The following is an 11,689-nucleotide window of genomic DNA, read 5'->3' on the forward strand; positions in this document are numbered from 1 at the left end:
AACGGAAATTAACGCTGGCGCACATCCGGAATGATGAGGTCGCCGCGCAACACGTAAGACCCCAGCATGCTTTGTGTTTTTTCGTTCAGCCAACTGACAATCCGCGCCGCCATCGCATCCATGGAGTATTCGATTGCCGGAATGGTGGGAATGCCCGGCAGATGCAGCGAACCGGCGAGGCTAAAGACCATAATGTCTTCCGGAACCGACTTATTAAACGCCTGCAATTGGGGGATCACCCGCTGCGCCTGCTGCTCATCCGCCACCAGCAGGGCGTTAAAATTAAGCGTAGAGGCGTTGTTCAACAACTCCTGCAGTGCGACCGACGAAGAGGTCGCTTCCATAAAGACCAGGCTGCGATTAAACGGCAGGAAATTTTTTTCCAGCGCGTGCTTGTAACCGAGCAGCACCTGCTCACAGAACCCCATCCCTTCAGGATGAATGAGGGCAATCTGCCGACGGTTCTGGCTAATCAAATAGTTACAGGCCGTTTCTGTCGCAAAGGCATGATCAAACTGGATGCTGTTGACATCATCGCCTGCTTCCAGGCAATCCACCAGAATGACGTTTTCCTGGCTGATATTCAGTGGGAAACGCGCACCGATGATCAGCACATCGTCACACAGGCCGCAGCTCAATTCATCAAGGGCGCTCATCACCTCCGCTTTCGTATTCGCAAAACGAAGCAACAGATGTTTCTGGTGCTGGCTCAGATGTTTTTCCAGCGCGTAGAGATAGCCTGTCGTCTGGTTAATGTTGTCCTGTGCGCAAATGACGCCGATACAGCCGGTAGTCTGGCTGAGCAGCGACTGGGCAATCACATTCGGACGGTAGTTCAGCTCATCCACCGCTTTCAACACGGCAAGACGACTGGCTTCCTTCACACCACGCGATCCGCTCAACACGCGCGACACCGTGGCTTTAGACACGCCAGCCAAACGCGATACATCGTTGATAGTAGACATCATTCTCCCCTGACAGAGCCTGCCTGGCTCCTCGAATCCTGAATTTAACATTGGCTCAAATTATCGCCATCTGCAGTATAGCTGTTTCCGTTTTTCATGGAAACCGATTTTCCGTTTCCACTCAAAAAGGATGAAATAGCATCAAAATCGTGACCTGAATCGAAATAATTAGCCTTATAAGAATAAGATCTTGATGGCTATCACAGTTCCGTTTGCTGCGGATGGAAACCGGTTTCCGTATGATATCAAATCAGTCTCGCAATAAGTTTTTACATTTTGAGGATGGTTAATAATGTTCAGGATTATGTTGTGTTGCTCTGCAGGGATGTCCACCAGTCTGCTGGTTCGAAAAATGGTCGAGGCCGCAGAAGAGCGGAAGCTGCCTGTACAAATTGATGCATATGGCGTTTCCGAATTTGACATTCAGTTTCCAAATTACCAGGTGGTGCTACTTGGCCCCCAGGTAAAATACATGCTTAACACGCTCTCAGAGAAGGCTGCCACCCAAAACATCCCCGTCAAAGCGATCGATATGCTGGATTACGGGATGCAACGTGGTGACAAGGTGCTGGATTATGCTCTGTCGCTGATTGAAGCGACACACTAGAAAGGTGTCATTATGAGTTCGTTATATCAGTCAATGGTTGCTGTCATAGAACAATCCATCACCCCTCTTGCCGGTAAACTGGGCCAGCAAAAGTATGTGATTGCGATTCGTGATGGTTTTACCGCGGCGCTGCCGTTTATGATCATCGGCTCGTTTATGCTGGTGTTTATTTTTCCGCCGTTTTCTGCCGAAACCACCAACAGCTTTGCCCGTGGCTGGCTCGATTTCTCCGCCACGTATCGTGAACAGTTGATGCTGCCGTTTAACCTCAGCATGGGCGTTATGACGTTCTTCATCTCCGTTGGGATTGGCGCCAGTCTGGGTCGTCAGTTTAACCTCGATCCGATCATGTCCGGCCTGCTGGCGTTTATGGCTTTCTTACTGGTCGCCGCTCCCTATGCTGACGGGAAAATCTCCACCCAGTACCTTTCCGGTCAGGGGATCTTTACCGCCCTGATTACCGCTATCTATGCCACGCGCGTCTATGCCTGGCTCAAGCAGCACAACGTAACGATCCGTCTGCCGAAAGAAGTCCCCACTGGCGTCGCCCGTTCGTTTGAGATCCTCATTCCGGTTCTGGTGGTCATCGCCACGCTGCACCCGCTGAACCTGTTTATTGAAGCGCAAACCGGGATGATTATTCCGCAGGCGATCATGCACCTGCTGGCACCGCTGGTTTCCGCATCTGACTCCCTGCCGGCGATCCTGCTTTCCGTCCTGATGTGCCAGATTTTCTGGTTTGCCGGGATTCACGGTTCACTGATTGTTACGGGCATTATGAACCCGTTCTGGATGGCCAACCTTTCCGCGAACCAGGCGGCACTGGCAGCAGGCGCGGCATTGCCACACGTCTATCTGCAAGGTTTCTGGGATCACTACCTGTTGATCGGCGGCGTCGGTTCTACGTTACCGCTGGCTTTCCTGTTGCTGCGCAGCCGCGTTACCCATTTACGCACCATCGGCAAAATGGGAATTGTGCCTAGTTTCTTCAACATCAATGAGCCTATTCTGTTCGGTGCGCCGATCATTATGAACCCGATGTTGTTCATCCCGTTCGTCTTCGTACCTATGATCAACGCCGTACTGGCATATGCCGCGACCCGTCTGGGCTGGCTGGATCAGGTCGTTTCTCTGACGCCGTGGACCACGCCCGCCCCCATTGGCGCATCCTGGGCGGCGAACTGGGCCTTTAGTCCGGTGGTGATGTGTCTGATCTGCATGGTGATGTCGGCGCTGATTTACCTCCCGTTCCTGCGCGCTTACGAACGTTCTCTGCTGAAGACAGAAGAGCAAAAAGCGCAGGATGCCGTCTCCGTGGCGAACGCTGCCCGTAGCAACTCATAATGAATCAAGGAGTCAGAACAATGAGATACCGTTTTCCTGAAAACTTCTGGTGGGGCAGTGCCTGCTCAGCGCTGCAAACCGAAGGGGATAGCCTGAACGGCGGCAAAAGCCAGACCACATGGGATGTGTGGTTCGACCGCCAGCCAAGTCGTTTCCATCAGGGGGTTGGCCCGGTGAACACCTCGACCTTTTATCAGCACTGGAAACAGGACATCGCGCTGCTGAAGCAGTTGAAACATAACAGCTTCCGCACCTCGTTAAGCTGGTCGCGCCTGATACCTGACGGCACGGGCAAAGTGAATCCAGAAGCCGTGACGTTCTATAACAATGTTATCGACGAACTGCTGGCGCAGGGCATCACGCCGTTTATCACACTGTTTCACTTCGACATGCCGATGGTGATGCAGGAAAAAGGCGGCTGGGAAAACCGTGACGTCGTGGAGGCCTTCGGCCGCTACGCGCAGACGTGTTTCGACTTGTTCGGCAACCGGGTTAAACACTGGTTCACCTTTAACGAACCGATTGTCCCGGTAGAAGGCGGCTATCTGTATGACTTCCACTATCCGAACGTGGTGGATTTCAGACGGGCGGCGACCGTGGCGTATCACACCGTGCTGGCGCATTCGACGGCAGTTCGTGCGTATCGCACAGGCAACAACGACGGTGAAATCGGCGTGGTGCTCAACCTGACGCCCTCCTATCCGCGCTCGCAGCATCCGGCGGATGTGAAAGCCGCGCACCATGCGGATCTGCTGTTTAACCGCAGCTTCCTCGATCCGGTGCTGAAAGGGGAATATCCGGCGGATCTGGTGGCATTACTGAAAGAGTACGATCAGCTACCGGCATGCCAGCCAGACGATGCGCAGTTAATCGCTGATGGCAAAATCGACCTGCTGGGCATTAACTACTATCAGCCCCGCCGCGTGAAATGCCGCGATACTGCCATCAATCTGAATGCGCCGTTTATGCCTGAATGGCTGTTTGATTACTATGAAATGCCAGGCCGTAAAATGAACCCATATCGGGGCTGGGAAATTTATGAACCGGGTATTTACGATATTATTACCAATCTGCGTGATAATTATGGCAATCCCCGCTGCTTTATTTCTGAAAATGGTATGGGCGTCGAAAACGAACAGCGATTTATTGAGAACGGGCAAATTAACGACAGTTACCGTATTGAATTTGTCTCTGAACATCTTAAATGGCTACATAAAGGAATCAGTGAAGGCTGTCATTGCCTCGGCTATCACATGTGGACGTTTATTGATAACTGGTCCTGGCTTAACGGTTATAAAAACCGCTACGGTTTTGTCCAGTTAGATTTAGAGACCCAACAACGTACGGTGAAAAAGAGCGGCGAGTGGTTCGCGACTACTGCCGAACATAATGGATTCGATTAAGAGATATTTACAATGATTGCATTAGAAGAAGCAGTAATGGAAATTATCGTCAATGCCGGGCAGTCCCGCAGTCTGTGCTTCGAAGCACTGCACGCGGCGCGCGCTGGCAACATTGACGAGGCGAAAAGCCTGCTTCGTGAGGCGGACGGCTATGCCCGTCAGGCTCACCACATGCAAACCAAATTGATCGAACAGGATGCCGGGGAAGCCCGGCAACCCATGACATTAATTATGGTGCATGCGCAGGATCACTTAATGACATCGCTGTTAGCACGCGAATTGTCAGAAGAAATCATTCATCTTTATCAACGTTAATTTAAATTAAATAATAAACGGAGACGTCACTACGATTAAATAAACGCATTCTGTACCTATAAATAACAGATCAGCTTGTTTTGGTGATAGCGAATTACACCGGGACGGGATGGTTATTATCTTAAAATAAATTAATGCGCACATCTGTTCAGAATGCTAATGCAAACTGAAGGATAAAACGTAAATGAGATAACCATGAACATGATAAAAAAACTTCCATTAGCCATGGCGGTCGTGGCCGCGCTTTGCCCGATTTCTGTACTCGCACAGGAATTTACGCAGGAACAAATCGACGCCATTGTCGCCAAAGCCGTAGACAAAGCCCTTGCGGAACGTCAGGCGAAAATGGACGCTGCTGTGGCGAAAAAAACCGATGTGATTGTTGAGCCGCAAAGCGCCGCGCAGTCACCGGATATGGCCATTCCATTCGGCGTGAAATTCAGCGGCTATGCGCGTTACGGCGCGCACTTCCAGAGCGGCGATCAGAAGTACGTCGGCGTGGACGGCTCCTATAACGGCGCCTCCGCCATTGGTCGTCTGGGCAACGAAGGCAACGGCGGCGAATTCCAGCTCTCCAAAGCGTTCAAAAGCGACAATGGCGCCATCTGGGATATTAACGTGATGATCGACCACTGGGGCGACGAGGTGAACCTCAAAAAAGCCTACGCCGGTGTCACCAACGTTCTGGAATCCAACCCGAATGCTTATATCTGGGCGGGACGCGACTTCCACCAGCGCCCGCAACAGGGGATCAACGACTACTTCTGGATGAACCACGACGGCCAGGGCGCCGGAGTGAAGAACTTCGACATTGGCGGCGTTCAGTTTGACGTGGCAACCGTTGCCGCCGTTGAATCGTGCAGCCCGGAAGTGATGGAAGATGAAGCCAACCCGTCGCGCATTACCTGTACCGGTGGTTCCGGTACGGGCGACAAAGGCAACTACGCCGTAACGTCAAAAATCCACGGCATGAAACTCGGTCCGTTGGATCTGGAAATTTACGCCAACTACGGCTTTGACTCGAAAGCGGTCGATAGCGACGATCGCCTGAAAGCCTGGCAGGGCGCGTTTGTCGTCAGCCACACCAATGACAGCGGCGTGAACAAAGTGATCGCCCGTTACTCTGACAACTCCGACAACAGCGTCTACAACAAAACTGACGATCTGACCGCGATTTACGCCAGCTTCGAAGGGAGTCATAAATTCACGCAGCAGGCGCAGGTTGAATATCTGCTAGCGTTCCATGACTACGACAACAGTGCCGATCAGAGCGAAAACCGCAAGAACTACGGCGCGATTGTGCGCCCGATGTACTTCTGGAACGACGTGCACTCGACCTGGCTGGAAGCGGGCTATCAGCGCGTCGATTATGACACCGGCGGCGATAACAAAGGCTGGAAGCTGACGTTGTCGCAGAATATGTCAATTGCGATGGGGCCGGAGTTCCGTCCGATGCTGCGCTTCTATGTCACTGGCGGCAAGGTGGACAACGACCGCACCGCGCGCGTGAACGGCACGAATGACGAGACGCTTGACGATTTCAACGTCGGCGCGATGTGGGAAGCGTGGTTCTGATGAGCAATATCGCGTTATGCCGGATGGCGGCATAACTGCCTTATCCGGCCTACAGGTCTCTGTGCCGTAGGCCGGATAAGCGCAGCGCCATCCGACAAACAGAGAGTGAGATCATTGCATACCCTTTATGCGAACTTTCGCTGCCACCAGAAGCGCCGTCAGCAGCATCAGGCTGCCGGAGAGCATCAGGGGCGACAGCAGGCCCAGGTTATCGAGTGCATAGCCACCCACCGCGGCCCCACAGGTATTGGCAAGCTGGATCACGGCGACCTGGACGGATCCAGCCTTTTCTGCCTGATCGGCAAGCGATCGGGTAATCCATGTCGACCACCCCACCGGCACCAGCGCAAACGCCAGTCCCCAGACAATCGCAATACCGGCCGCCACAATCTTGTCGCTGCCCCACAGCATCAGTACCAGCGCGCTTAACGCCAGCACCAGCGGCGCACCGGCTAAAGCCAGTTTGACTGAGCGTTTGAGGATCACAGACGACAGCGAAGTGCCGACAAAACTGGCGATGCCAAAACTCAATAACACCAGCGTCAGGCCATCGACATCAAAGCCCGCCAGATTCATGTACACCGGGCGGATGTAAGTGAAGAACGCAAACTGTCCGGCAAAGGACATAAAGATAGCAATCATTCCCGCCATCACGCCCGGACGATTCAACAGGCTGAACATGTTTTGCTTCTGGTGCGACGGTTCGCCGGGCAGCGACGGAAGGGATTTCACCACCCAGACAACGCACAGCACACCCATCACCGCCGCGGCGTTAAAGACGTTACGCCAGCCAATAATGCCGCCTAAAAAACTGCCCAACGGTGCGGCAATCACCAGCGCGATAGAGACCGCGCCGAAAATCACTGACAGCGCTTTCGGCACCGTACGCGGGGGCACCAGACGCATAGTCAGCGACGCCGACATCGCCCAGAATCCGCCCAGCGCCAGTCCCAGACAGGCGCGCCCTACCAACAACAGCGCAAAGGAGTTGGCAAAAGAGACCAGCAGGCAGGAGAGGGTCAGTAACACGGAGAACAGAATCACCACATAGCGGCGATCGGTAGCCTGAATGATCTGCGTGATAAACAGGCTGGCAAACATGGCGACAAACGCGGTGACGGTCACCGACTGCCCGGCGACACCTTCGGAAATCCCCAGATCCTGCGCCATCGGCGTGAGTAAACTCACCGGTAAAAATTCGACAGTAATCAGGCAAGCGACACAGAACGCCACGGCAAACACCGCCGACCAGTTCGGGCGGGTGACAACGTCAGCGCGGGTTTTTTCTTCGATACATTCACTCATTTATGCGACCTGCGTGGTGTTCTTGTGAGAAAGTCACGCAGTGTAACATTTTAATTGTGACGTATTTAACGTTTTGGCAACTATTTGTCCAATGGCTTCACCTGTTTTACGCTTCATTTGCGTAACGACATTCATTATCCATACTGCTCTCAGTGCAGCCAGTGCACGCCATCTTCAGGCTGGAAAAAGGCGTTGTAGCGCATCTGGAAAGCGTTGATGTCCTGCCAGTCAGGCTCCATTTCGCGCAGAAAACCGAGCGCCAGGCGCACCTGCGCGTCGGTGACTGGCGCAGCCAGCCGGGCCTTTTGCAACAGGCGATGCCACTGCAACAGGTTTTGCTCGCTGCCGTCCACAATGACGCTTTGCCAGATCAACAAAACCTGAGCGGCATTTTGCAGATGTGACTCGTCGGGGCGATGGAGATACTGCATAAATGCCTCTCCCTGCGCTTTTCCCATCTGATCGATCATCGATTCTACCGCCACCACATCAATATTCAGACGCTCGCTCAAGCGGCGAATCGCCCGTCGGGATCCGGAAGTGAGTATCCGAAACCCGATAACAAACACCACCGCCAGTGTGGCCAGCATTATCCAGATCATGCGTTCTCCTGCTTTATCAGCGCTCATGATATCTGGAAACGGCCCGTGAATACTAATCCACCAGAATGATTTTCAGCGCAAAAAGCACCGCGACCACAACGACGCACAGGTTTAGTTCCCGCCAGCGTCCGGTAAACACTTTCATGATGCAGTACGACATAAAGCCAAGCGCGATCCCCTCGGTAATGGAGAAGCTAAAAGGCATCATCACCGTGGTGATGAATGCAGGCACCGACTCGGTAAAATCATCCCAGTTAACACGGGAGAGGCTTGAGGTCATCAACACGCCGACAAAAATCAGCGCGCCTGCCGTTGCATAACCGGGAACCATACTTATCAGCGGAGAAAAAAACATCACCAGCAGGAAAAGTACGCCAACCACCACCGCCGTCAGACCAGTGCGCCCGCCAACCGCCACGCCCGAGGTGCTCTCTATGTAGGCCGTCACGGAAGAGGTACCGATAAACGCTCCGGCAACCGAACTCATACTGTCGACATACAGCGCCCGCTTCATACCAGGGAACTTACCGTCGTCATCGATTAAGCCGGCTTTATCCGTCACACCAATTAATGTTCCTGATGAGTCGAATAAATTGATGAGCATGAATGAAAAGATAATCCCGGCCAAATTAAGCGATAATGCACCGCGTAAATCCACTTCACCCATTACCCCGCTAATGCTGGGAGGCACAGAGTAAATACCGCTAAAATGAACATCACCGAAAAACAACCCGCAACAGGAAGTCACAACAATGGATATCAGCACCGCCGCGTGAAATTGACGCGATGAGAGCACGGTAATAATAAAGAAACCTAAAATACCCAGCAATACGCTGTGGGAGCTTAAGTTACCAATGGTCACCAGCGTGTCTTTATTCGCAACAATGACGCCAGCATTTTTTAACCCCATCAACGCAATAAATAAACCGATACCGCTGGTGATACCAATACGCAAATTAATCGGGATATTGGAAATCATCCAGTAACGAATGCGGAAAAGTGTGAGTAAAAATAATCCTACCGCGCCCCAGAATATGGCTCCCATTCCCGTTTGCCAGCTCACCCCCATCGCCCCCACCACCACAAAGGCAAAAAAGGCGTTCAATCCCATCGCCGGGGCTAATGCAACGGGAAGGTTCGCGACGAGGCCCATTGCGATGCTGCCAATACCAGCGATGAGACACGTGGTGACAAACACCACTTTGGGGTCCATCTGCGCGGCCCCGAGTATTTGCGGGTTAACGAAAACAATGTACACCATCGTTAAAAACGTCGTCATCCCGGCAATCATTTCTGTCCGCACATCGGTGCCATGCTGGTGCAGATTAAATAACCGCGAAAAGTAATTTGACTCCTTTTTCGCGTCATCAGTGATATCACTATTCATCTTTGCCATCCATTCATGAGGATATAAACAGGCTTCATTTAAAACATCTCGTCTATTTAATTCAGTGATTGCAATCACAATGCAAACGTCCGTTAATCGATAAGCTTTAAATAATCAACCGGCACTCTTTAATGATAAATAATAATCAAATTGATAAAATCAAAATGAGAAAAATATGAATAACAGCATAAGCCATAAATTTCATTATATTAGCCGTCAGGAACAGCAGGAATTGTTAGCCGTTGCACGCGGTGAAGCTGTTGCCGATTATATTATTGATAATGTCATCCTTCTCGACATTATCAATGGCGGGGAAATGACGGGTCCCATCGTGACTAAAGGGCGACATATTGCGGGCATCGGTGCGGAGTACCGTGACGCTGCGGCATTACGGCGTATCGACGCCAACGGGGCAACGGCAGTTCCCGGCTTTATCGACTCACACCTGCATATTGAATCCAGCATGATGACGCCTGTGACTTTTGAAACCGCAACGCTCCCGCGTGGCCTTACCACCGTCGTGTGCGATCCGCATGAAATCGTCAATGTGATGGGCGAAAAAGGGTTCTCCTGGTTTGTCCGCTGCGCCGAACAGGCGAAACAGAATCAGTATCTGCAGGTAAGTTCCTGCGTTCCGGCCCTGAAGGGATGTGATGTGAATGGCGCACATTTCTCCCTCGACCAGATGCTGACCTGGCGCGATCATCCTCTGGTGACCGGACTGGCCGAAGTGATGGATTACCCGGGCGTCATCGCCGGACAAACGGCGCTGCTCGACAAAATGGAGGCCTTCCGCCACTTGACGCTGGACGGCCACTGCCCAGGACTGAGCGGTAAATCACTCAACGCCTACATCGCCGCCGGGATCGAGAACTGCCACGAGAGTTACACCCGGGAGGAGGGGCGTCGTAAACTGCAACTCGGGATGGCGCTGATGATCCGCGAAGGTTCCGCCGCCCGTAACCTCGACGCGCTGGCACCGCTGATCAACGCCTTTAACAGCCCGCAATGCCTGCTCTGTACCGACGATCGCAACCCGTGGGAGATCGCGCATGAAGGGCATATCGACGCCCTGATTCGCCGGCTGATTTTGCAGCATCACGTCCCCCTGCACGTCGCTTACCGCGTCGCCAGCTGGTCAGCGGCACGTCATTTTGGTTTGCACCATCTTGGCTTACTGGCCCCCGGAAAACAGGCGGATATCGTCCTGCTCAGCGATGCCCGCAACGTGACGGTACAGCAAGTGTTTGCCAAAGGAGAACCCATTGACACCGAACGTCTGAAAGCTGAAGAACCGGCAAGGCTGGCGCAAACCGTTCCGCCGTATGGCAATACCATTGCGCGCCATCCCGTTTGCGCCAATGACTTCCCGCTGCATTTCACCCCCGGCAAACGCTATCGGGTGATCGATGTTATCCCTAACGAGCTGGTGACGGGTGCCAGTGACTGCGAGTGCACTGCGGAGGGCTTCGATCGCCATGATATTTGCTACATCGCCGTGCTTGAGCGCTACGGTCGCCAGTCTCCCCCGGCCTGCAGTTTGTTAGGTGGATTCGGACTGCACGAAGGTGCGCTGGCGGCAACGGTCAGCCATGACAGTCATAATATTGTGGTGATTGGTCGCAGCGCTGAAGAGATGGCTCTGGCGGTTACTCAGGTGATTGACGATGGCGGCGGGCTTTGCGTTGTTCGTAACGGTCAGGTGCAATGTCACTTGCCGCTGCCGATTGCCGGATTAATGAGCACCGACACCGCCGATTCGCTGGCCGGACAAATCGATGCGCTAAAAACGGCAGGTCGCGCGTGCGGCACACTGCCTGACGAACCTTTTATCCAGATGGCATTTCTCTCCCTGCCGGTCATTCCCGCGCTAAAACTCACCAGCCAGGGGTTGTTTGACGGTGAAACGTTTACCTTCACCCCCCCGGAGATCGCTGACTGATTTAGGGTTGCCGAACCAGAGAATGAAAGGAGATGAAAAAAGAGAATTAAATGTGGGATCTCAAGTGATTATACGTCCCTGCTGTGGTTCATAAGACCCGCCACGGATGTAGTACATCCTCTCTCGCGATCCCACAGCTGTACCGGCAGACGGATTGCCGGTTCCTGTTATGCGGATTATTCTCCCGCAGTCAGATTCTGCGCGCCACGCAACCCGTCTTTTAACGTCAACCAGCGGCAGCCCG

General features: G+C 53.0%; 10 protein-coding genes. 6 read left to right on the forward strand and 4 right to left on the reverse strand.

Annotated elements, in window-relative coordinates; genetic code table 11:
* Window positions 1-8: 8 nt before the first annotated feature.
* Window positions 9-965, reverse strand: coding sequence for a LacI family DNA-binding transcriptional regulator (locus QNN88_RS16715; RefSeq protein ID WP_414241214.1), 957 nt, complete (start codon window positions 963-965; stop codon window positions 9-11).
* 292 nt (window positions 966-1,257) lie between these two features.
* Here QNN88_RS16715 and QNN88_RS16720 point away from each other — a divergent pair, with 292 nt between their 5' ends.
* From QNN88_RS16720 to QNN88_RS16740, 5 genes are all read left to right on the forward strand, one after another.
* Window positions 1,258-1,572, forward strand: a complete 315-nt coding sequence (locus QNN88_RS16720; RefSeq protein ID WP_414241203.1) for a PTS sugar transporter subunit IIB — start codon at window positions 1,258-1,260, stop codon at window positions 1,570-1,572.
* Between the two features lie 12 nt (window positions 1,573-1,584).
* Complete coding sequence (locus QNN88_RS16725; RefSeq protein ID WP_414241204.1) at window positions 1,585-2,916, forward strand: PTS sugar transporter subunit IIC; 1,332 nt, start codon at window positions 1,585-1,587, stop codon at window positions 2,914-2,916.
* Between the two features lie 20 nt (window positions 2,917-2,936).
* Window positions 2,937-4,319, forward strand: a complete 1,383-nt coding sequence (locus QNN88_RS16730) for a glycoside hydrolase family 1 protein (protein WP_414241205.1) — start codon at window positions 2,937-2,939, stop codon at window positions 4,317-4,319.
* A 12-nt stretch (window positions 4,320-4,331) separates the two neighbouring features.
* Window positions 4,332-4,634 (forward strand): PTS lactose/cellobiose transporter subunit IIA, encoded by a 303-nt coding sequence (locus tag QNN88_RS16735; RefSeq protein ID WP_008786514.1) that lies wholly within the window; start codon window positions 4,332-4,334, stop codon window positions 4,632-4,634.
* Between the two features lie 195 nt (window positions 4,635-4,829).
* Window positions 4,830-6,209: a carbohydrate porin gene (locus QNN88_RS16740; protein ID WP_414241206.1), complete on the forward strand. Its 1,380-nt coding sequence runs from the start codon at window positions 4,830-4,832 to the stop codon at window positions 6,207-6,209.
* A 111-nt stretch (window positions 6,210-6,320) separates the two neighbouring features.
* On the opposite strand, the gene nepI is transcribed toward QNN88_RS16740, so the two are convergent.
* The 3 genes from nepI to QNN88_RS16755 all read right to left on the reverse strand — a co-directional run bounded on the left by nepI (window position 6,321) and on the right by QNN88_RS16755 (window position 9,503).
* A complete protein-coding gene (gene nepI, locus QNN88_RS16745) occupies window positions 6,321-7,514 on the reverse strand; it encodes a purine ribonucleoside efflux pump NepI (RefSeq protein ID WP_414241207.1) in 1,194 nt (397 codons plus the stop codon).
* A 149-nt stretch (window positions 7,515-7,663) separates the two neighbouring features.
* Complete coding sequence (locus tag QNN88_RS16750) at window positions 7,664-8,116, reverse strand: DUF1198 domain-containing protein (RefSeq protein ID WP_414241208.1); 453 nt, start codon at window positions 8,114-8,116, stop codon at window positions 7,664-7,666.
* A gap of 52 nt (window positions 8,117-8,168) precedes the next feature.
* Window positions 8,169-9,503: an NCS2 family permease gene (locus tag QNN88_RS16755; RefSeq protein ID WP_414241209.1), complete on the reverse strand. Its 1,335-nt coding sequence runs from the start codon at window positions 9,501-9,503 to the stop codon at window positions 8,169-8,171.
* A 175-nt stretch (window positions 9,504-9,678) separates the two neighbouring features.
* Here QNN88_RS16755 and adeD point away from each other — a divergent pair, with 175 nt between their 5' ends.
* Window positions 9,679-11,445 carry an adenine deaminase gene (adeD, locus tag QNN88_RS16760; protein WP_414241210.1) on the forward strand — a complete coding sequence of 589 codons (1,767 nt, stop codon included), beginning with the start codon at window positions 9,679-9,681 and terminating at the stop codon, window positions 11,443-11,445.
* Window positions 11,446-11,689: the final 244 nt, after the last annotated feature.

Origin of the sequence: Citrobacter sp. ANG330 (genome assembly GCF_047467925.1) — a bacterium.
GTDB lineage: Bacteria > Pseudomonadota > Gammaproteobacteria > Enterobacterales > Enterobacteriaceae > Citrobacter_A > Citrobacter_A amalonaticus_G.

Excerpts from the sequence above, each read along its gene's own strand:
- QNN88_RS16715 (WP_414241214.1), bottom strand. The coding sequence starts at position 965 with ATGTCTACTATCAACGATGTATCGCGTTTGGCTGGCGTGTCTAAAGCC.
- QNN88_RS16720 (WP_414241203.1), top strand. The coding sequence starts at position 1,258 with ATGTTCAGGATTATGTTGTGTTGCTCTGCAGGGATGTCCACCAGTCTG.
- QNN88_RS16725 (WP_414241204.1), top strand. The coding sequence starts at position 1,585 with ATGAGTTCGTTATATCAGTCAATGGTTGCTGTCATAGAACAATCCATC.
- QNN88_RS16730 (WP_414241205.1), top strand. The coding sequence starts at position 2,937 with ATGAGATACCGTTTTCCTGAAAACTTCTGGTGGGGCAGTGCCTGCTCA.
- QNN88_RS16735 (WP_008786514.1), top strand. The coding sequence starts at position 4,332 with ATGATTGCATTAGAAGAAGCAGTAATGGAAATTATCGTCAATGCCGGG.
- QNN88_RS16740 (WP_414241206.1), top strand. The coding sequence starts at position 4,830 with ATGAACATGATAAAAAAACTTCCATTAGCCATGGCGGTCGTGGCCGCG.
- nepI (WP_414241207.1), bottom strand. The coding sequence starts at position 7,514 with ATGAGTGAATGTATCGAAGAAAAAACCCGCGCTGACGTTGTCACCCGC.
- QNN88_RS16750 (WP_414241208.1), bottom strand. The coding sequence starts at position 8,116 with ATGATCTGGATAATGCTGGCCACACTGGCGGTGGTGTTTGTTATCGGG.
- QNN88_RS16755 (WP_414241209.1), bottom strand. The coding sequence starts at position 9,503 with ATGAATAGTGATATCACTGATGACGCGAAAAAGGAGTCAAATTACTTT.
- adeD (WP_414241210.1), top strand. The coding sequence starts at position 9,679 with ATGAATAACAGCATAAGCCATAAATTTCATTATATTAGCCGTCAGGAA.